The organism is Paraglaciecola psychrophila 170, from assembly GCF_000347635.1.
Taxonomy (GTDB): domain Bacteria; phylum Pseudomonadota; class Gammaproteobacteria; order Enterobacterales; family Alteromonadaceae; genus Paraglaciecola; species Paraglaciecola psychrophila.
In genome coordinates, this window is the sequence record NC_020514.1 from 4170431 (window position 1) to 4193526 (window position 23096).

Genomic DNA, 23096 nt, shown 5'->3' on the forward strand with positions numbered 1-23096 from the left:
TTAATCTGTTATTAATCTGTTATTAATCAGTATTTAATCGGCCTAATTTTGGTGAGCAAAAGTACCATATACGTATCAAACACATAAGATGTGTCCAGCAAAGTGATAAGAGTAATAAATAAATATGAATAGTAATCCACTTTTAAGTGAGCTTAATACTATCTTGTCGGAATCGCGAAACCCCGACACCTTAAACATTGATTTATTGTCAACTGATGCCATTCTGCAAAAAATTAACGAAGAAGATCAGAAAGTGGCACTTGCCATAAAACCGGCACTAAAAAATATAGGAATAGCGGTAGATACCATTGTTGAGGCCATTAAAAACAAAGGCCGTTTAATTTATTTCGGCGCGGGTACCAGTGGTCGTTTGGGTATTTTAGATGCAGTAGAATGTGTTCCCACTTTTAGTATCGAAAAAGATATTGTGATTGGTATTATCGCGGGGGGCGAAAAAGCTATAAAAGTTGCGGTAGAAGGTGCCGAAGACGACCAAGAAGCCGCCATAGAAGATTTAAAAGCAATTAACTTCAATGCCAAAGATGTATTGGTTGGCATTGCTGCCAGTGGTCGCACACCTTACGTCCTTTCAGGCTTAAAATATGCTCAACAGATTGGCGCCAAATCAGTTGCAGTAAGTTGTAATCCTAACTCAGCCATTGGCAAAGCTGCTGATGTGGATATTTGTGCTGCTGTTGGGCCAGAAATTCTGACAGGCTCTACGCGTATGAAATCAGGCACAGCACAAAAATTGATCCTTAATATGCTAAGCACAGCCAGTATGATCAAAATAGGTAAAACCTATCAAAATCTAATGGTAGATGTGCATGCCAGCAATAAAAAGCTATATGCCAGAGCACTGTTAATTGTCATGCAGGCAACTGATTGTGATGAAAAAATTGCCACTGATGCATTGCTGGCTGCGGGAAACGAAGCCAAGGTCGCGATTATGATGATACTAACGGATGTAAAGGCAACGGATGCAATAACTTTTCTGAAACAGAATGATGGTTTTTTACGTGCCGCTGTAGAGTCCAAAGGTGCTGTAACTTGAATCTTAGGCGCCGTGTCAGAGTATGCGGTTTAATCCTGTTAATGTGTACTTTAGGTGGATGTATTTCGAAGCCCCCTGCTAGCTCAATTCAGATAGGAGCAAATCAAATTGAACGTTACCTGCCGTTATTAAAAAACAAACGTGTGGCGTTAGTCGTTAATCAAACCTCGCGGGTTGCTAACTTACATCTAGTCGACTTTCTGTTATCAAGACAGATTAATGTGGTGCGTATTTTTGCCCCAGAACATGGTTTCCGTGGAGACCATGATGCTGGCGCCCATGTCAGTGATGATATCGACAGTAAAACCGGGATTCAGATCACCTCGATATACGGTAAAAACAAGAAGCCGTCAAAAGACATGATGAGTCAAGTGGATATCGTCATTTTTGATATTCAGGATGTCGGTGTACGTTTTTATACTTATATTAGTTCTATGCATTACATGATGGAAGCTGCCGCACAGTCGTCGACTCAATTTATGGTACTCGACAGACCCAATCCTAATGGCGGGTTTACTGATGGCCCTATTCTGGACACTGCTTATCAATCGTTTGTGGGCATGCACCCTATTCCAGTGTTACACGGTATGACCGTCGCCGAAATTGCCCTTATGATTAAAGGTGAGCAATGGATAACAGACGCAGATAAACTAACCCTCGTCACCATTGCCAACACCCATTATCGCCGGGATATGCTCTATGATTTACCTGTTGCTCCCAGCCCTAACTTACCGAATAGCCAGTCTGTGCAACTGTACCCTTCGTTGTGTTTTTTTGAAGCCACACCGATCAGCGTGGGCCGTGGCACAGACTTCCCATTTCAGGTAATCGGTCACAACATTGTGCCTTTAGGAGATTTTAGTTTTAGCCCCGAGTCTATGCCTGGCGCAGCATTACGCCCAAAATTAGAAGAGCAGGTTTTGTTAGGCGTCGATTTACGACACAGTTCACAGCAAGGCTTAGATTTACAGATGTTTGTTAAAGCTTACCAGCAATTTACTGCGTCTGGCCTTAACTTCTTTGAGCGTCCCGACTTTATGGACAAATTAGCTGGCAGCAACCAATTAAGGTTGGCGATTCAGCAAGGGCAAAGTGCTCAGCAGATAAAACAAAGCTGGCAGCCGGGCATACAAGCCTTCAAACAGCTACGTAAACCCTATCTGCTCTATCCAGAGTAACAAAATTAATAGGCTGTTATGTAAATGTTATTTTATCTGACCACGTTTCATCATCTCATCTACGCCAGACGTCTAAAGTCACTCACCACTGCATTGGTCTTTTCAAGGATTTGACGTCCTTGACGTGATGACTGAGTGATTGCAATAAACAAAATATCAATGATAAATTCTTGGGCTGTTCTGGCCAGAATAGATGACAAACGAGCTGATTCATCATCTGCCACCGAGTAGAGTTTCACATCGGCCATATCAGAAATGGGTGTGCTGCCATATCGCGTCACAGAAATTATTTTGGATTTATTGCGTTTCGCCTCAGATACGACATTAATCATTTCTTTAGTATTGCCTGATTCACTGATAGCAAACACTAAGTCATTTTCACCTAAGGTAGCAGCAAACGCCAGTTGTGCGTGGGTATCAACTTCTTCGATAGCCATCATGCCTAACTTTTGCAACTTATAAGAAAAGTCTTTACCTACTAATGCTGAACCACCTAGGCCACAAATCAAAATGCGTTTCGACGACTTAAGAAATTCAACCGCCTCAATAAATGCTTTTTCATCGTTCAACGTCTGTGTCTCATTCAACACAGACACCTTGCTACTCAGTAATTTTTCAGACATCTGAGCGAAGCTGTCATTAATCGTAATTTTACCGTGCAAGTTACTGTTAGTACTAGAATTATTTAATGCATCAATAATGCCCATTTTGAAGGCTGGATAGCCTTTATAGCCTAATTTTTGAGAAAACTTAACCACACTGGATTGGCTAACACCGACCACATTGGCCAATTCTTGTGAAGACAACTCTCGAATAGCATTAGATGAGTCCAATGCAAATTTTGCTAGTTTAAGTTCACTAATCGACAACGAGTCCTTAAGCGCTTTGATTTTTGTAAATGTTGACATTGTCACTCGTAAATATTTTATTTATAAATTAAGAATAATTGTAACCCAAAGACTCTTAGTTAATTAACATATTTTATAAAAACGTAAAGCAATACAGGCATTTAAAGCAAAGTATAAAAAATTATTCTAAATTAATATTTTATTCACACTTTTATTTAGTGCTACTTTGTACTGACCACCTGTTAAAAAGCCTTAAGCAAAATGTGGCTCATACTTTCCAGAAAATGTGTTTACGATACATCACAAACATAACCAGATAAGACAGTATTAAAAAGCTAACAGCATAAGCTAAAGATGCATTGAGATCGCCCAGCCAAGGTCTGTAAAAATGCGAATATAACCACGCTTTTACACTGACCTCACCTATATGCACCATGATCACTAACCGTCCAACCACACCGGCAAACATAAAAAAGGCAATACTGTTAGCGCCAAATACAACAAAAGGGGCCGCCCACAATCGCCACTGTTTGATATCCAACACATACATCAAACCGGCTAATATTAATGCGGCATATCCAGAGGTAAGCAACACATAACTAGAGGTCCACAATGCTTTATTAATGGGTAACCAATGAGCCCACATTTGCCCCAACAACAATGCAACCACCCCACAAATGGCCAGCCATTTGGCTTTATGACGCATAGAATGATGGCTAAACGACAACCACTGCCCTGCCAATACCCCGCTTAAACCACTAGCAATCGCCGGCAATGTACTTAAGACGCCTTCAGGATCGAACGCAAATGGCTGGGCGCTGGAATAATAGAGATGGGTTTTAGCAAATAAGTAGTTGTCCAACCAAGCACTCAAGTTATTAGCATATTCTAATAAGCCCACGTATTGATTGCCTAGGTCATCGTGATAAGGAATAAATGCCATTGCCAGCCAATAGGCAACCAAAATAGCGAGCATACAAATTACCAGCTGCAGGCGCGACAAAAATAGCCATAACAAGACACAAGCCATGTATACCAGTGCGATACGTTGCAACACGCCCATAAAACGCATTTGCATCAGGCGCTGTGTAAACCAGTCATAATCGGCAGCACTAAAATTGTAATAAAACAGTGCTAAAAAACAGCCCAATAGCAGTAGCTTAAACATACGCAGCAGAGCGTGGTGGATGATATGCCCATGACCTAGCCCTTGCTCTTTTTGACGCTGCCCCGACAGCGAAATGGACACCCCAACAATAAAGATAAAAAAGGGGAAAATTAAGTCGGTTAGGGTCCAGCCGTGCCACTTTGCATGGGCTAAAGGCGAATAAATATATTGCCAGCTGCCAGGATTATTCACTAAGATCATAGCGGTAATCGTCATGCCTCTAAATACATCTAAAGCCAGCAGCCGATTGGCTGGCACATGCTGATAGATAGACTGACAATGCGCTTTAAGCGCTGACATCATAAACACACCACCTTATTGAACCGTAACAGGCAAACTTCCTTGGGCTTGAATACGACCACTGATCACGTCTGCTAAAGCATTAAAAATCGGTCCGTCGTACTGCGTAATAGAACGACCAGAGTCGTCCATATACTCAGACTTGGTCAGCCGATAAGCAAAACTGGCTAAAATGGCATCGGCATAGGGTGCAAACAAACGGCTGTTGTATGGTGTACGCAAACTGATAAACAGCGTCTTTTTACCTAGCTGTTGCGCCGCTTCTAACATCCTTAACTGTTGGCTAATTTGCTGCTGTTTAGTACTACGTTCACGCCTGTGCTGGATATCGTCCATGCCACCTAGCTCTGCTAAGCTTTGATCTGGGGTGATATCCGCTGTGATAACCATGTCAACTTGATCCAAGGCTAACAAGTTGACGTCAGCATCGACACTAGCCACGCTGTTGCACTTAATATTTAAGGTCGGTAAACGATTTTTTAGCGCAAGGGTTAATCCCATACACTTAGTGGTATCTGGCATCACTAACAGCAGATTGGTCACACTATTATCAAGGGGTAACACACCGCTGTTTTTAATCATAACGATGGCGCTGTTGGCCAATTGCTGTTCAACCATTTTGTGAGCTAGCGAGTCCAAGGTTGCCTGTGCACTAACAATAGCCTGGTCAATCGGTAATGTTTGTGGTTTCGACAGTTGATAGCTTGCTTTGAGTGCAGCAATACGCTGTGCCGAAACGTCAATCTCTTTGCGGTTTAAGCGCCCTTGCTGCACCGCGTTAGTCACATCACTGATAAGCTGTTTTAAGTTAGCAATATCTGATGGACGCCTAATAGTTATTGGCATCAACGCAATATCTGCTCCGGCTGAAAAGGTTTGAACAACCGCCTCAGTCTGGTCAAAGTAATGAGCAATGCCCGCCATGTTTAATGCATCAGTAACTATAAGGCCTTTAAATTCCATTTTATCTCTGAGTAAATCAGTCAGGATCTTGCGGGACATAGTGGCCGGTAAAATCACAGTGTTGCCGTCTTTAGCCATAAATTCAGTGTTATCTAATTGCGGATACTGAATATGTGCCGTCATGATCATGCCCGGTGCATCACGGTCTATGGCATAACTAAAGGGCTTTAAATCAACGGCTTCAATTTGTTGTAGATCGTGATCGACTCTGGGCAAGCCGGTATGACTATCGACACTGGTGTCACCGTGCCCCGGAAAATGTTTTAGAGTAGCGATCATGCCCTGATGTTGCATCGCCGCCATTTGCGCCGTGCCCAGTTGCGCCACTATATTCGCATCTTCACCGTATGAGCGCACATTGATCACCGGATTTAACGGATTAACATTTACATCTACAGTAGGTGCAAAATTAACATTAAAACCCAGTGACATTAATTCTTTGGCCATAATTTCGCCACTTTCACGGGCAAACTTGTCTCCGTGCTTAGCAAAGGTGGCACCAATCGCCATATTGCCCGCAAATGACGTGCCCAAGTTTTGCGGCAAACGCACCACCCGACCACCTTCCTGATCGATAGCGATAAACAGCGGTAGATGCCCTGCTCTCTTTGCAGCTTGCTGCAAGGCATAATTTAAGGTCAGTATTTGTCGGGTATTTTGTAGGTTTTCAGCAAACAAAATGACACCACCGATACCTGTATCACTAATCATATCTGCTAATGGTTGAGGTAACTTAGTTACAGGTGTTCGGCACGTTTTTTCGAGATCAGCATCATCACAAAAATACCGTAAATCAAGCATTAATTTTTGAGCGACGATTGGGTTTAATATTGGATCTACTTTTGTTTTTACGGCACAAGATGCACTCAATAACATAACGCAGAAGGCGGAAAATTTAATCACTGTATACGGTACTTTAATCAAGATATTTAACTACTTATTGTAAATTTATGCATTAGATCAGATAAGAATGTAGCAGGCTCACCTAAAAATAAATTATTTAATATTCTAAAGTTAATATGGAAAATTAATATGAAAAATCCCCGCGTTTCGCGAGGATTTAACACTTTTTTTAAGTTAATAGAACAATGCGATAGTGATCATTAATAAGCAATACTCACCGACAATTGGACTCTACGAGGATTGATTAAGTTTCGGGCTTCACCAAATGTATCGTTACTAACATAGGGGTCATAGTTATATCCCGTTTGATTGTCAAATACGTTATAAACCTCGGCATTAAAGTTCAGTTCTAAATCATCCGTTAACTGAAATCTTTGTGCGTAGTTTAAATCTAGCTGCCAATGACTTGCTTCGCGACGGCTACCTGCAGTTTCAGCATAACGAATGGTAGAGCTAGAGTAGCCATAAAGTGAACCATCCCACGCTTCCCATACATCACCAGATTGGTAAACAAAGTTAAAGCCAATATCGGCATTCCAATCGGTAGTATAATAACCTAGAGCTTTTAAGACATGAGGCTTATCGCCATTTAGTGTTCCGTATTTGCCATCCCATAACTGACGACCCTTGCCATCAGCTAAGTTAGATGAGCCTATAAACAAGTTACCATCAGAGGCACCACTGGTGATATCTTGGTCATAATTACCGAAATAATGACTCCATACATAAGAAACATTTAAATAAGTATTGTCGCCCACATATTCACCTTCGATACTCCATTCATAATAAGTATTTTCAGAGCCATCCAGCTCAGCAATAACGTAAGAAGAACCACCCACTTCATCGCGATAAGCAGCTAAGTCTTCAATGTATAAACCTTTATCTGCTATATTGTCTGGCACACCACCAAAGGGGCTCTGATACTTTCCGTCAAGACGTGCAGTGTTAGGGGTATCTTCCCAAGCATGAAAGGCTTTACGTTGACGTACATGGGTACGTATTAACAGTTCGTTAGAAACGGCTTTGGTTGCACCTATAGTTATTTCGTCAGTACGCCGAGGCTTTAGACTGTCTTCAAAGAATTTACCCGACGAGCCGCTAGCAGGCTGGTCACTGAGGTAATTACCTGATTCATCAAAAAACACCTGCATGGATTTCTGACTATTACGTGCCCATGAAGCGGCACGGGCCAAAGATGAAGCCTCTGGATTGTAGCTCGCAAAGTTAGCAAACACGGTACTGTTTTCTGAATAGGCCCAAGTGATACCTAGACGAGGTTGGATCATGTCTAAAAAGTCCACTTCATACATTTCGTATTTATGACCCTCTGCCACTTCGTAGCCTGACACATTGTTAGTGTTTTTCTTCAAGCCTTGGCCATACAAAATATCGTTGCTTAACATTACTCCTAGGCTATAAGTAAAGTCACCATGAGTAATCTCATCGTTAACTTCAATATTAAAGCTTTCTGATGAAGAAGTAATGGCTGGTACAACACCGCCTGAATCTGTTTCTAAACTCATCTGTTGCACAGTTGCCTGATAATACACTGGAACAGTGCCTTCATAATTATCAGGTGTTTCTCCTCCAATAAAACTAATACTGCCCCAGCCATTAGACAAGCGAGATAAAATTTCTTCGTTTTCTTTCCATTGGAAACCAAGATGTATTTTGTGGCTAGTGTTGCCGATTTCCATGTCGTGATCTAATTTAACTTCAAAGCTGGTGCGGTTAAAATCTTGATTATTAATGGTGGAGCCAACCCCGACCGAACCACCTGCGATTAATACGCCATCAGCGTCTAAGTAACCGTACTGCTGTATTAAAGGTAAAGCGGCGGCGCTGTCGTAAAGTGGATTATCTAAGTCAAATTTTGGCACATTAAACAACCCCAAGGTATCGAGCTGAGAGATATCCAGCGAATCACCTATTCGAGGTGAGATATTGGGTATCAAGTTATCAGGGCCACCTGCAGATTTCAATTTAAAGGAATTATATTGGAAACTTAAAACGGTCTCATCACTGATTAAATATGAACCATCAAAAGTGACAATATCCTGATCGGTCTTACTTCCATTTGATGTTGAGTCAGCGTCAAATGCCCCAACTGATAGGCCTTTGTCAATTCTCTCAGAGGTGCGTAAACTGGCATTTAACAGCAGTTGAGCAGTTGGTGCCCAAGTTAACTTGCCATAATATTCGTCACGAATGCTACTGAAATCTTTGACTGAGCCACGGCCATTTTCTTTATTAGGTTTGTCATCTTCAGGACGAAAATAGGATGCGTAGAAAAACAGCTCATCTTCAATGAGTGGACCACTGATGCTAGTCGTAATCCAGGTTTTATTGAAGTCATATTTTTCGCCATTAAGATTATCCTTATCCGCATAGAGACTTTTGGGTTGAATTTGGTATTTTACATCAGCATGAAATTCATTGGTGCCTGATTTAGACAGGGTATTAATAGACAACCCACCAGAACGATTGAAACCGATTGCCTTAGCACCACCACGGTCAATTGTGACACTACCAATATCGTGAGTTGAAGGTTCAGAGGCTAAATTACCAAACATAGGTAGTGATATATCGACGCCATCAAAACCGTATTTGTTATCACGACCAGAACCACCAGCTGATGGGCCTAAAGTTGTATTTTCTGAATATTGTACGCCAGGAATAACGGCTAACAAGTCGCGATAATTTTGGCCAGTGGGTATTTTTTCAATAACATCTTTACTCAAGGAGTTTGTTAATGAAGCATTACCCTCACGGATAATTTTTGAGGCAGTCACATAAATAATTTCTGTGCTGTCTACAGGTGCTGCGTTAAGGGCAATATTCACGTCGGAAGCTTGCTCTAAGAATACTTCGACCGTTGTTTCTCTTACAGTTCCGTCAGACGATATAAAGTTAAGTGTGTATTGACCGGGTAATAATGCAGGCAGTGTATAACTACCGTCAGCCTTTGTGGTGGCAGTACGGGGCTTGGGCATTATATTACTAGAAGCAGTAACCGTTACACCCGCAACTGAAATACCGGCTACTTCAGTACTCACTTTACCCTTGATACTACCCGATTGCTGAGCCATAACCGGCGCACTCATTAATGCACCTGTTAGCATGAGAGCTGAGATAGATGCTGCCGGAGTCCTTAATGTTTTACAGACAGCCTGATGCAGGCGCTTTTTTATAAAATTTGTTTGCTGTGTTGACATGTGTACCACCTGTTATTGTAAATTATTGATATAGGTGACATTGCTGTCACAAATTCTGTTACTAACATTCTTATTGTTAATTGATGATTTCGTACAGGGCTCCCCATTATTTAACAAATTATAGGCAACAACGTCAAGAATAATATTTTCCAAATATCACAATTAATAGTAATAATTTATATTTTAATGGATTACGCAAACATCTGAATAATATATTCATACGAGTAAAGACAACTTTAGAGGGATAAGGGTTGTATTCGTATTTTAAATCGGAAATATATGTATAAAATCACATGTTATTGCGTCATAAATATGTGTAGAATAATTATTCCATATATTTCCTAAAATAATAATTATTTATTCTAAAAGGTGGAGTTTGTCATGCAGCGCTGTGTTAAGTATCAATCAAAATGGCGAACCATTGGGTCATCATCACGTCGAATATGCTTTATTAGCCTGCTGACAATATTTATTGTTAGCTGTAAATCATTGTCCTTGTCTCATATGCAGTCTAAAAACTATAGCCAACGGATCAAGTTTTTGGTGATGCATTACACCGCTATTGATTATCAAAAATCAGTGACGGCCTTGGTTGATGAAGGTGGCTTGAGTTCACATTACTTGATACCCGAGCGTAATGACCCCAGCTATCAAGACAGTCAGTTAAAAGTGATTCAATTAGTCGACGAATCTAGCCGCGCGTGGCACGCGGGTAAAAGTTACTGGCAGGGTAGAGAGGACTTAAATGATCAATCTATAGGTATCGAAATAGTCAATGTGCCTGAATGTATGCGTGACAATACGAGTGTCGATCTAAAAAAACGACAAAATGATCCAAGTCGACTCTGCATTTTTCCTGACTATGACCCCAAACAAATAGAACTATTAATCACCTTATCCAAAGACATTCTGGCGCGAAATCCTGATATATCGCCTACAGCAGTCATAGGCCATTCCGACATTGCACCTACTCGCAAGAACGATCCTGGCCCACGTTTTCCTTGGTATCAACTGTATCAACGAGGTATTGGGGCTTGGTACGACAATGACACTCTGAAAACATATTGGGAAATGTTTAACGCCTACCCACCCAGTATTAGTTTGATACAACATGCCTTAGGCACTTATGGTTATGGCATTGTTGAAACCGGTATGGCCGACAGTGCAACCCTAGATACTTTGTCAGCCTTTCAAATGCATTTTTTACCTTGGTCGGTTAATGGCAAGCTCGACAGTAAAACCGCTGCGGTTTTATTTTCATTAATTGACAAATATTTCCCGCAACACATCGATGCGCTATTAAAACGCTACGAAGCAGAAAAACAGCCGGTGCAACAATCGGTTACCTTAGGCTATTACCAAGTCAATGAGACATATCCCAATACAGATCGAAGTACACGTGAATGGGTCAACGATCGTAACGTTTTCAAAAGTTATGTAAATGAAGGCAAGATCATTATTGATAATCATGATGCGCAAAGTGCTGATATTTATGTCAACGGCGAAAAACTCAATATCGACGATATCCTGCAGCCTTATCAGCGTTATAGCTATTCTTTAGCGCGACGCACTAAAACTGGCGAAAACACCCTACGGGTTGAAAATGTATTACCTCAGGGCAGTTCTATTCAGGTCATGATCCCCTTCCCTACCTTAAAGCTCGAAGAAGCAGCCAATAGTCAAACGTTTGCTAAAGTGGACAACCTCATAAACAGTGATATCGATGCAGGTTTCCCCGGCGCAGTATTGCTGGTATTGAAAGATGGAAAAATCATCAAACGCAGCGCCTACGGTTATGCTCGAAAATATGCCGACGGAGGGCAGTTATTAGAACATCCCATTAAGATGCAAACCTCTCAGCTATTTGATTTAGCCTCGAATACCAAAATGTTTGCCACCAATTTTGCGCTAATGAAATTGGTGTCAGAAGGTAAGATTGATGTCACTCGACCTATTAATGACTACTTACCAGAGTATCAAGGACAAGGCCGCGAAGGTAGGTTGATTCGCGACCTACTAACACACACCGCAGGTTATTCTCCTCAAGTACGTTTTTTCACTAAAGACAATGAATTGGGTCCACAGTTTTTTTCTCAAAATAGAAAGCGCACCGAACATTTACTATTATCCCGGGTACCTTTTGAAATGGGTCGACAAACCCAAGCCGTATACAGCGACACCGATTATATGTTGCTCAGTTTACTGATTGAACGCGTGACGTTTGAACATTTAGATTTATATGTAGAACAACAGATTTATCATCCTCTTGGCATCGATAACACCCTGTTTAATCCATTGCAAAAAGGCTTTACTAAAAGCCAGTTTGCAGCCACAGAAATAATGGGTAACACCCGAGGTGGCACTGTAGACTTTGAAAATGTGCGTACTCATGTATTGCAAGGTGAAGTACATGATGAAAAAGCCTTTCATTCTTTTGCTGGTGTCGCCGGACATGCAGGGTTGTTTTCCACTGTTGATGATTTAGCTGTATTGAGCCAAACCCTATTGAATGGAGGAGGTTATGGTAAAACCAAAGTTTTTGAGCACGCTGTACTCGATGAATTTGTTAAACCGGAAGAAGGAAACGGTAGTTTTGGCTTGGGCTGGCGCCGCGCGGGTCATGGGGAAAGTAAGTGGCACTTTGGTCCTTATGCCAGCCCTTATGCTTATGGCCATACTGGCTGGACGGGAACAGTGACAGTCATCGATCCTGAATATGACCTTGCCATTATATTACTCACCAACGCTCGTCATAGTGAGATTGTCGAACAAGAAGAGGATAAAGGACCAGAATTTAGTGGCAAATTATTTGAAACGGGTAAGTATGGCAGTATTATTAGTTTGGTATACGAAGCCGTTTTAGATAATCAATAGGAACACCTTAATGCAGAGTTTATCACCCACGTTTTTAGTCTGCGGCCTGCTATTAATTGGATTAACTGGGTTCACTAAAGCTGAGTCTGCCACTTTGAATGAGAAAAAAGTACACCAAATTATGCAAATCTTGCAAATACCAGGTGCTGCTATTGGCATAGTCAAAAACGGTAAAGTCATAACGGCCCGTGGCTTTGGGGTAAAAAAAATAGGGTCTAAAGAACCTATCGATAGCAATAGTATTTTTAAGATAGCCTCAAATACTAAGGCTTTTACGGCGGCGGCTTTAGCCATTTTAGTGGATGAAGGTAAAATAAGCTGGGACGGTAAAGTACAACGTTACTTAACTGATTTTAAACTTCATGACCCTTGGGTCAGTGAACAGTTTAACCTCATCGACTTACTCACTCATCGCAGTGGTTTGGGGTTGGGAGCAGGCGACTTAATGTTGTGGCCCGAGCCTTCTAGTTTCACACGCCAAGAAGTGTTGCATAATTTACGCTATCTAAAACCCACTGGGGAATTTCGGGCTGACTATGCCTACGACAACTTGCTGTATATTGTGGCTGGCGAAATTATTCCAGCCGTTACTGACAACAGTTGGGAAACCTTTGTTGAGCAACGGATCATGCAGCCCTTAGGTATGACACATTGTTTTGCGGGTAACGTCAGTGCACAAAGGCAAGCCGACATAGCCACACCTCACGGTATTGTAAATGGCAAACTTCAAACTATCATACGACCAATCGCCCCCGACAAACCCAGTGTGTCAGGACCGGCTGGGGGCATACAATGCAGCCTTAACGACATGCTGACATGGGTGAAAGTACAGCTTAATCAAGGAAAAACAGCTGCCGGTAAATCACTATTTTCTGAAACGCAGCACCGCATGATGTGGACACCGCAGACTATTATGCCCGTGTCTTGGCGCAGTAAACGTTTCGACAATACCCACCTTAGCGCCTACGGACTAGGCTGGCGTATTAATGATATGGATGGTTATTTGCAAGTTCACCACAGCGGCAGCTTAGCTGGCATGTATTCTTTTGTGAGTTTATTTCCAGAATTAGACTTAGGTTTTGTGGTACTGACTAATCAGCAGTCGAGTGCCGCTCGTAGTGCTTTGATGTACACCGCCATGAAACCCTACTTAGGCGATACCAGCAGCGATTGGCTAGCTAAATTTAGCCCTCCACCCAAAAATCACTCTGCCACAAAACCATCAGGTACAACCGATAACGCTGATAACAGCCGTCCGGACAATACTATAGCAAGCATAAATAATACCGACTTCAATGCTTATATAGGTACTTATGATGATCCATGGTTGGGACATTTTATTATTGAACAGACTCCTCATAGTTCCCCCGATAACAAATCAGCAGGGTTACAAATCCATTCATCACGGGTGGAAAAATTGGTAGGCACATTATATCTGCAAAACAGCAAAGATAACTTATTGATACGCTGGCACGACCGCAGTCTAGAAGCCGACGCGATTATTCATTTAAAACGCGATAATCAAGGCATTGTGATTGGCATGACACTCGCCCCTGAATCAAAAGACATCGATTTTAGTTATGATTTTCAGGATTTAGATTTTACTAAACTCACCTCGCCCAAAACGCCAGCCCACTGAAAAGTAGGCTAACAGTAGTGAACTTGATGGTGAGCATGCAACTTATCCCGTGATGCATAATTGATTGGGTCAAACTCTCTATGACAGGTTCAATGTGACCCATGCTTACATCGGGCTCCTAGGGCCTATTTAAACTCAATCAGGTTACTTGTGCCCTAATTCAACGACTCATCACCAACACTTTCTTCTTATTTTAAACTTGTGGAATTCACCCTCATAACATTCAAAATATTCCAAACTCCACTAAATTTCAGAATGATTTATTGAAAGGTTATTTGATTTTTGATTATTCTATCCTTTACGCTGAAGGACTATAGGTAACACTTGTAATTTATAAGCTAACCTACTAATAATTATAAGTATAGTGGGGTTTATTTGAGTGAGCATCATTACCCAGTTATGGTGTATTAAATTACAAAACAAGCAAATCTAGTTTATAAAACAATCTATTTTTTGGCTTTCAACAAATATTGACTTGTTGAAATAATTATTCTCATTATAATCTAAATTTTGGAATATAATATTAAAGGAGGTCGTGTGGTGAATAGCAGTAAACCTCTTTATATTGGTATTGATGGAGGTGGCACTAAGTGCAGCGCTAAGTTATTCAACGCCAAAAAAGAGGTGATAGGCCACGGTATTAGTGGACCAGCCAATGCAGCAAGAGACTTAGCACAGACCTTAGACTCTATATTAAAATCTGTGCACCTAGCACTAATAGATGCTCAACTTAGCATTAAGACTATCCCTAAACTAAAAGTGGCTGCTGGTTTAGCCGGTGCAACTATACCTAGCGTAAAAGCACAACTACTTGCATGGCAGCACCCTTTTGAGTGTTTTACAGCCGACAGTGACTTAATTACTAGCAGTTATGGCGCTCATGAAGGACGCGATGGGGCATTGCTGATTGTAGGTACGGGTTCATCTGCAGCCCGTTTTGAGTCAGGTGTTCTAACCCAGTTTGGTGGACATGGATTTACCTTTGGTGATAAAGGAAGTGGAGCATGGTTGGGCCGTTCAGCCATTGCTTCTACTCTTGAAGCCTTAGATGGTGTGACGGCTATTTCGGCCTTGCACGATAGAATTTTGACTCGACTATCAGTATCGTCAAGCGCTGGCCTTGTACAAAAGATGATCTTGGCTACCCCAACTCAATTTGCTACTTTAGCCCCTGATGTTGTTAGTTTAGCTAAGCAAGAGGATATTAATGCAATGACTTTAGTTGCTGAAGCGGCAGCATATCTAGATAAACTGTGTATGCGTACCTTGCAAAACACAGAGTTATCTTTAGTGTTGATGGGAGGCCTCGCACCCATTTACAAGCCTTGGTTTAGCCCCATCCTTCGCGCACGCATAGTCGAAGCTAAGTCGGGCCCTGAAAGGGGAGCACTGCATTTGCTGCATTCTCACTTACCTCTGATTTTCTAATATGAAACGTCTATTTTATAACCTTTACCTCGCCTATTACCAAAATGAGTTATTACTATGTTGAATATAACGAGAGTCCAAACTAGCCATTACCGTAAAAACTATCGTCGCTTATCTCAGATAATCCTGTTTTTAGCTTACAGTACCTGCAGTAATTTGGCGTTTAGCAACAGCAATGTGCCAGATATTAGCAGCCACCAATTAAACGCCCAGTATTGGCAGACTAAGCTAAAAAATAACGAGGTTATGTCGATGAAAAATCAAGACGTCGAAGCATTCAACCAACAACTATTCACAAGTAACCCATTCGTAGTCAACCCTTTAGCCAGCCCTACAAGTTTAGATAAAGCGGCCTTAATAGATAAAATACACAGCATCAGCTCCGTCCCAAGTAGTGCGCGTTTTTATGAGGATGGCGCCCAGCTAACGGAACAAAATTTTAAAGTCTATACCGACAATCTCAATATCCAAGGGGTCAAAGCCCATAACGAGGTTAAGTTTGGTTTAGTCACCCAACGCTCTTCACTGCGCACCTTTCCCACTTTAGACAGGGTATTTAACAAATCAATGGATTTTGATTTAGACCGTTTTCAAGAAACAGGCGTTTTTCCAAGTGAAGCGGTGGCCATATTACATAGCAGTGCCGACGGCAAATGGTTGCTGGTACAAAACTACAATTATTTGGCATGGGTGAGCCAAGACGATATTGCCATAGGCACTAAGCAGCAAGTTCACACTTATTTAGATCATCAAGACTTTTTGTTGATCACGGGGGCTAAAGTACTCACCAGCTATGTGCCAAACGAACCTGAAATATCACAGGTACAGTTAGATATGGGCGTTAAACTCCCGCTTTTGAGCATTAATGAACAACATGGAGAACTCTACGGCCAAAGTACCGCCGGAAGCTATGAAGTAAAACTCCCAGTGCGCAACCTAGATGGTAGCCTAAGTATCAAAACGGCCTTAATCGGGCGTACCCAAGATGTGCACCAAGGTTACCTCGAATACACTGCGCAAAACGTGATTGCACAAGCGTTTAAGTTTTTAGGCGAACGTTATGGCTGGGGTCATGATTACAATGGTCGAGACTGCACTGGATTTGTAGGCGAAATTTATAAAACCTTTGGCATTTTGATGCCGCGTAATTCCGGGCAACAGGGTAAAGGCGAGTATGGTACTAACTTTAGGTTTGATAAAAACAGCGATAGCACCAGTAAATTAGCGTTCATTAAAAATATGCAAATAGGGGATCTTATCTATATTCCGGGTCATGTTATGCTGTACCTAGGTAAAGAAAACAACCAACCTATAGTGATCCATGACGTCAAAGGTTTAGCCTACTGGACCCCTGAAGGTGAATATTATCAAGGCGTATTAAATGCAGTCTCAGTTACCCCTTTGATCACGTTGCATTTGAACGAAACGACGACTTATGTCGATAAAATTTACAATATTAAACGCCTCACGCTAAACAACATTGAAAGAGATTAAGCCGCAATGAAAATCACCGCCATCCGTTTTGCGAAGTTAGAGGTGCCATTAATTACTCCTTTTAAAACAGCCATGCGTACTGTGCAAAACATTACTGATCTTGTGGTGATAATTGAAACAGACAAGGGTGTATTGGGTTATGGCTCAGCACCTTCTACGCCTATTATCACCGGGGATACCCACGGCTCGATATGTTATGCCATTAATAACGTGATTGGCCCCCACATCATCGGTATGGACATTGAAGATTTAAATGCTATTTGTCATAAAATCCAACATGCGATTGTGGCTAATAGCAGTGCTAAAGCGGCTCTCGAAATTGCTATTTACGACCTCTGGGCTAAACGTTTTGATGCACCACTGTATAAAATGCTTGGAGGCGGTAAACCCATCTTAAGTACTGACGTGACAATCAGTGTCGATCACATCGAAAAGATGCTGGCTGATGCTAATCTTGCTATTAGTCAGGGCTTTGAAATCCTTAAAATTAAAATCGGTACTGACATCGAAAATGATATCGAACGAATATATTCAATTCATCAAGATGTGGCTAAGCGGGCCACGCTTAGGTTAGATGTTAATCAAGGTTGGACCGCTAAACAAACCGTTTACGCCATGCAAAAACTAGAAAACATAGGTGTTGAGCTTGAGCTGATTGAGCAACCGGTCAAAAGTAATGATATTAAAGGCCTGCGCTACATCAGCGAACGTATTACCACCCCCGTTATGGCTGATGAAAGTGCGTTTTCACCACTACAAGTTATTGACTTAATTCGCAGTGGTGCTGCTGACATTATCAATATTAAATTAATGAAGTGTGCAGGTCTCAGTCAAGCGATTAAAATTGCCGACTTAGCCGAATTACATGATATTCCTTGCATGATAGGCTGCATGCTCGAAGGCAGTATTGGCGTAGCTGCTGCAGCGCATTTAGCTGCAGCCAAAGCCTCTAGCATTTCTTTAATAGACTTGGATGGCCCAGCACTGGGTCAATATGATCCGGTTGTCGGGGGTGTAGATTTCAACTTATCTAACATAACATTAGGTCAAGGCGCTGGCCTTGGCATTGAGAGAATTAACGATTTACAGGAGCTAACTTGGCCATTTTAAATTCACGTCACATCATCACGGGCGCACTCATACTATTAACGAGCTTACTCAGCTCTTGCGCCTCAAATTCTGACCCTGTTGAGCCTTTACTACAACGTCTCGACACTCAACAACTGGTGGTGGTGGTATCAGATAACTGGGACGCAACAACGGCAACACTGCAAAAATTTGAGTGGGTAAATGCAAAATGGCAAGCAGTAGATCAGGCCTTCCCAGTCAATTTGGGCCGAACCGGACTAGCATGGGGCTTAGGATTACATCCTGCACAACAAGGGTATTACAAGATAGAAGGCGACGGTAAAGCCACAGCTGGGATATTCAATTTAAGCAGCACGTTTGGCTATTTGCCCAAAGCCATTACCGACATGCCATATCAACCGATGTCGGCTAATCACTACTGTATAGACGTTAACGGATCGCCATTGTACAACCAAATTGTTGATGAAAGCATCGTGGGCAATAATGCTGTAAAAGGCTCGACAGAACCGATGCGCCGCGATATTCACAATGGTGGCCAAACAATATATAAAAAAGGTATCTTGCTTGATCACAATCCAGCAAACCTTAGCGGTAAAGGCAGTTGTATCTTCTTACATTTATGGTTTGGCCCAGATGTTCCCACCGCAGGCTGTACTTCTATGCAAGAACCTAAAATGGATGCACTGTTAGCTTGGTTGAACCCAGCCAAAAATCCACGTTACTTGGCTTTGCCAAAAGATGAATATAAGAAAAAACAGCAACAATGGGGCTTGCCAGCTCTTTAATAAGAACGTATTCAAAAGTCCATTTATAAGTGCTCAGCTGCGAACATTACATCCCAATAACAGCCCCTTGGTGTAGGGGCTGTTTTATATCGGAGGCTGAAATATACCAATACATTAATGTTGGCAACTACAATTACGTTGGGTTTTGTCGGTTTTGCCAATACCAGGATTGAACGTATTGGTTGGGTCGAGAGTTAAATAAAATTCCTTTAGACTTTGTTCAGCCGCATACAAATGCCCCACATTATGTTCGGCTGGGTATTTAACCCCTCGCTTATTTAGCAATTTAAGCATGCTGTTTTTGACTTTTTACAGGATCTGCGCCTTTTTTCAAAATGTAATCCTGATGAAAAACATGACAGAAAAAATGTCCATAGTAGAGCTTCATTTCAAGCTGGTCTTGCAAAGCTTCAGGCAGCGCTTCTAACCAATCAATATCATCGCGTCTTAAGGCAATATCCAACGATAATAATTCGCCTACGTCTTTTTGATATAAAGTGTGATAGCGCATTGCGGCCCCCGCAGCGGCAAAACGGTTTAACACCGCAGCGGCAGTTTCTTGGGTATCACATTCAAAAAAAGCCCCTTCTTGCTCAGTAAAAAATGTGGCTAGATGGGCTCTCGCTTCAGCAATACCTTGCTCACTCATTTTCAAAATCAAATGATGATCGTATTTGGCACGATATTGCAAAATACGTGCAGGTAAATGCTGCGGGAAAAATCGACTGGCCGTTTGCATCACCCAATCACTAAGATGTGCAGACACAAAAGGTAAAGATTTGCAGATTGCATCGACTCGCGCTTTTAAGGCAAACAACTTAGGTAAACGGTCAGTACCTAAATGTTTTACACTCAAAAACGTGTCTTTTCCGTACTTGGCAGAAATATCAAAAATATCTTTGTGTAAGTATTCACCTACCTCAGGTAAATGTTCATATTGTTGTAAAATATCCCGTCTGAGACGGCCCAACACTAAGGGGTCATTAGTACCAATATAAAATGTCTGCTCTTGCTCGGCCACCGCAAACGTATCGAGCCTAACGGCAAAAACAGCCAACTTACCTGCACAGCCACTGGCTTCAAATAAACGCCGGGGATCGGCGTTATAACGGCTAGGACTATTTTCATCTACCTGACGTACACGCTGCTGATACTCTTTATCTGAGCACTGAGCATCGCTTGGCGTTAAGTCGTCTTTAGCAAAATTCCCGGTCATCAAGTTGCTTAATATCTCCTCAGGCGTCTCACCCAACTCAATACCTAAATGATTAACCAGTTGTAATTCACCCTGTTCATCAACCCTCGCAAACAACGCCATTTCAGTATAGGCAGGACCACGTTTCACTAACGCGCCGCCTGAATTATTGGCGATGCCACCCACCACCGACGCACCTAAACACGAAGAACCAATAACCGAATGAGGACTGCGCTTTATAGGCTTAAGTACCTTCTCTAAGCTGAACAAGGTCGCCCCAGGGAAACTCAACGCCTGCTGCCCTTGTTCAAGCAAATACACCTGATCCATCGCCAACGTATTGATGATAACAATAGGCCGGTCATAGTCATCACCATTAGGCGTGGAGCCCTCGGTTAATCCAGTATTAGCGGCTTGCATTATAATAATAGCCTGGTGATTAACACACACTTGTAAAGCCTGATATAACAGCAGCAGAGTCTGCGGTTTGACTACAGCAAACGCAGCACCTCCCCCGGTGCGCCAGCCAAAGCGATATCGTTGCGACTTTTTCTTATTTGTAATGATGTGATTTTGACCGACAACGTCTTGAAGTTGTTGCAGTAATTGCGGATGGTGCATGATGTTAATTTCCTAACATTCGTTCAACAGTTACCAGCAAAAACACTCGGTGTTGAAACAAGAAAATAGAGATACATCGATTGTAGATAAATAAATCAAAAATACCAGAATATATTATTCCATAATACTCGATTTATATAAAATAAATATTAACATCTCGTTATGGATTATTCGATATTAACAAACAACAGTATGCCAAAATACGTCTGCAACAAAATCTAGCAGAACCAGTTCACTGACAATTTAGGACTTGAGTGTTCAGATAGGGATCCTCAGATGATTAATAAGACGTTCGACCTCACACTTCATCGTCTATGTTTAGGGACCGCAAACACTAGAAGTGTAATTTACAGTTTATCCCCATAAATTGCGAAACTCTCTTAGGTTATGAATACATCATTTACGATAAAAATTTTTACCGCTGATGATTTTTGCACTAGGCTTTAAGGTATTCACCGACATGGAATGTAACGAATATGAGCTCGCCTATACCCCTCTCTGGTTTGTTGATTATTGTATTGTTGTCTAATGCTTCTGGGTTTTGTTTTGCCAATGAGCTCAGCCCATCTCAAACTAAAAAAATATATGTCTCCCAACAATTAGCCAATGTGTACCAGGATGACATAACGGTACAAGATTACTGGATCAGCGAAAAACTAGATGGCATACGCGCCCGCTGGAATGGTTCTGCACTGGTTACACGCAATGCTAATATTATTTACGCACCAGCCTGGTTTGTGAAAGATTTTCCGCCGCAAACTTTAGATGGCGAGTTATGGTTAGCCCGCAACAGCTTTGAGAAAACCGCTTCTATTGTGTTACGCAAAACGCCGAACTCAGACTGGCAAAACATTACATTCATGTTGTTTGATTTACCTGAAAACACGGGGACTTTTAGTCAGCGTTTAATTAAGATGCAGCTTTTAGTTGATGCGGTTACCAGCCCTTATTTACAGGTGATCCCTCAATTCAAACTGGCGAATCAAAAACAACTGATGCTCAAGTTAGATACATTAGTCGCACAAGGCGCAGAAGGCCTAATGTTGAATCATCATGGTGCTTACTATGAGGATGGTAGAAGCGCAAATTTGCTTAAATTAAAAAAGCATCAAGATGCCGAAGCTAGAGTGATCGCGCATAATTCAGGGAAAGGTAAATACAAAAACATGATGGGGTCAATGCTGGTTGAGCTGATTGAGTTGGGTGAGTCTGACAGAGGCCTACAATTTAAAATTGGCTCAGGGTTTTCTGATATGCAGCGCCAGTCGCCACCATCAATAGGCACAATAATTACCTTCAAGTATTACGGCCTTACGGCAAGAGGTATTCCACGATTTGCGAGTTTTTTACGGATTAAACCTACAGTTTTGGATAAAAAAGCAGTAATGACTAAAAGCAACATACAAAAAACATATTACTGAATTCTTTATTTACCAGAAGAGCGCTGCGCTTCACAGAGAAATGCTAAACACTGATTACAAACTGCATTTTAACCACAGTAGTCAACGAGCGGTTTAACTTTATTTGTTGCGATAAGTGATTAACGTTTATTCTGCGGTTGATAATTCATCAGAGCAGCATTTGGTAACGTTTGGGTGTATTTTGCTTCTTTTTCTAATGCTTCTACATCCTTGATAATAAGTTGATTACGCTTTTTATCCAAAATGCCGTCTTTTTTCCAACGTTGTAATTGTTTGTTCACGATCTGACGGACAGTACCGGACATTCGCGCTAAGGTCTCATCGTTTAAACCTTTGGCTATATGCTGTTGTTCATCTTCTTTTCCGCTAATATAAAATTTAATTTTATTTATATGTTTTAAAATAATCCGACTCAATCGAGTGGTCACATTGTGTAAAATTAAACTACTGGCTAGTTCTTCTTTTTCTCGCATTTTTTGCGCTAAATAGGGCATGAATTGTTGATTGAATTCTGGATAGCTCCACAACCACTGGCGCATTGTTTCAAGTTTAACTGAAAGCAATTTTATCGTTGTTAATGGCGACACAATCACATCATGAGGCTGGTCATCTAAGAGCACAATCAAGTCGAAACAATCACCTGCATACAGCATATCTAGTGTTACTTCTCTGCCTGTTTCAGGATTACTTTGCTTAATTTCTACCTGCCCTTCTATTACCACAAAAAAGCGTTGTGTTAATAAAGCACAGTCAAAGTAGTCACCTTTGTGCCATTCGTTAAGTTGAAATTCTTGTTGAAAATCTTCAATTAACCTTACCGGTAAATCCGCAAATATACTAGCTTGTTTAACTAAAACTGGGCTGGCTTTGTGAGGTAGATGAGAAATGTTTTTCTCCATAGTAAAAGTGATTTGGGTTCTA

14 protein-coding genes and 1 pseudogene are annotated in these 23096 nt (G+C 41.5%); 9 read left to right on the forward strand and 6 right to left on the reverse strand.

The window, feature by feature from the left end; translation table 11 throughout:
* The first annotated feature begins 124 nt into the window (after nt 1-124).
* Both murQ and C427_RS18255 read left to right on the forward strand, forming a co-directional pair.
* Complete coding sequence (gene murQ, locus C427_RS18250; protein ID WP_007639287.1) at nt 125-1054, forward strand: N-acetylmuramic acid 6-phosphate etherase; 930 nt, start codon at nt 125-127, stop codon at nt 1052-1054.
* Between the two features lie 41 nt (nt 1055-1095).
* Nucleotides 1096-2232, forward strand: a complete 1137-nt coding sequence (locus tag C427_RS18255; RefSeq protein ID WP_007639285.1) for an exo-beta-N-acetylmuramidase NamZ family protein — start codon at nt 1096-1098, stop codon at nt 2230-2232.
* Nucleotides 2233-2291: 59 nt separating this feature from the next.
* Here the strand turns inward: C427_RS18255 and C427_RS18260 are convergent, their stop codons facing one another.
* The 4 genes from C427_RS18260 to C427_RS18275 all read right to left on the reverse strand — a co-directional run bounded on the left by C427_RS18260 (nt 2292) and on the right by C427_RS18275 (nt 9629).
* Complete coding sequence (locus C427_RS18260) at nt 2292-3140, reverse strand: MurR/RpiR family transcriptional regulator (protein ID WP_007639284.1); 849 nt, start codon at nt 3138-3140, stop codon at nt 2292-2294.
* A 208-nt stretch (nt 3141-3348) separates the two neighbouring features.
* A complete protein-coding gene (locus C427_RS18265) occupies nt 3349-4551 on the reverse strand; it encodes an acyltransferase family protein (protein WP_007639268.1) in 1203 nt (400 codons plus the stop codon).
* Between the two features lie 12 nt (nt 4552-4563).
* Nucleotides 4564-6387, reverse strand: coding sequence for a glycoside hydrolase family 3 protein (locus C427_RS18270; protein ID WP_007639257.1), 1824 nt, complete (start codon nt 6385-6387; stop codon nt 4564-4566).
* Nucleotides 6388-6614: 227 nt separating this feature from the next.
* Entirely contained in the window at nt 6615-9629 is a 3015-nt protein-coding gene (locus C427_RS18275; protein WP_007639254.1) for a TonB-dependent receptor, read from the reverse strand.
* A gap of 381 nt (nt 9630-10010) precedes the next feature.
* On the opposite strand from C427_RS18275, the gene pbp4b reads away from it, so the two are divergent.
* The 6 genes from pbp4b to C427_RS18305 all read left to right on the forward strand — a co-directional run bounded on the left by pbp4b (nt 10011) and on the right by C427_RS18305 (nt 18938).
* Nucleotides 10011-12503: a penicillin binding protein PBP4B gene (gene pbp4b / locus C427_RS18280; RefSeq protein ID WP_007639252.1), complete on the forward strand. Its 2493-nt coding sequence runs from the start codon at nt 10011-10013 to the stop codon at nt 12501-12503.
* A 10-nt stretch (nt 12504-12513) separates the two neighbouring features.
* Nucleotides 12514-14142, forward strand: coding sequence for a serine hydrolase (locus C427_RS18285; protein WP_007639250.1), 1629 nt, complete (start codon nt 12514-12516; stop codon nt 14140-14142).
* 540 nt (nt 14143-14682) lie between these two features.
* Complete coding sequence (locus tag C427_RS18290; RefSeq protein ID WP_226991178.1) at nt 14683-15570, forward strand: glucosamine kinase nucleotide-binding domain-containing protein; 888 nt, start codon at nt 14683-14685, stop codon at nt 15568-15570.
* Between the two features lie 57 nt (nt 15571-15627).
* A complete protein-coding gene (locus C427_RS18295) occupies nt 15628-17064 on the forward strand; it encodes an SH3 domain-containing protein (protein WP_007639246.1) in 1437 nt (478 codons plus the stop codon).
* Between the two features lie 6 nt (nt 17065-17070).
* The gene (locus C427_RS18300; RefSeq protein WP_007639245.1) at nt 17071-18174 is read left to right on the forward strand and encodes a dipeptide epimerase; all 1104 of its coding nucleotides are present in this window, start codon (nt 17071-17073) and stop codon (nt 18172-18174) included.
* A complete protein-coding gene (locus C427_RS18305; protein ID WP_007639244.1) occupies nt 18162-18938 on the forward strand; it encodes a L,D-transpeptidase family protein in 777 nt (258 codons plus the stop codon). The genes C427_RS18300 and C427_RS18305 overlap by 13 nt, the downstream gene beginning before the upstream one ends.
* Nucleotides 18939-19052: 114 nt before the next feature.
* Here C427_RS18305 and dld read toward each other — a convergent pair.
* A pseudogene (gene dld, locus C427_RS18310) lies at nt 19053-20754 on the reverse strand (D-lactate dehydrogenase).
* Nucleotides 20755-21230: 476 nt separating this feature from the next.
* On the opposite strand from dld, the gene C427_RS18315 reads away from it, so the two are divergent.
* A complete protein-coding gene (locus C427_RS18315; RefSeq protein WP_007639242.1) occupies nt 21231-22175 on the forward strand; it encodes a DNA ligase in 945 nt (314 codons plus the stop codon).
* Between the two features lie 119 nt (nt 22176-22294).
* Here the strand turns inward: C427_RS18315 and C427_RS18320 are convergent, their stop codons facing one another.
* The gene (locus tag C427_RS18320; protein ID WP_007639241.1) at nt 22295-23074 is read right to left on the reverse strand and encodes a Crp/Fnr family transcriptional regulator; all 780 of its coding nucleotides are present in this window, start codon (nt 23072-23074) and stop codon (nt 22295-22297) included.
* Nucleotides 23075-23096 lie beyond the last annotated feature (22 nt).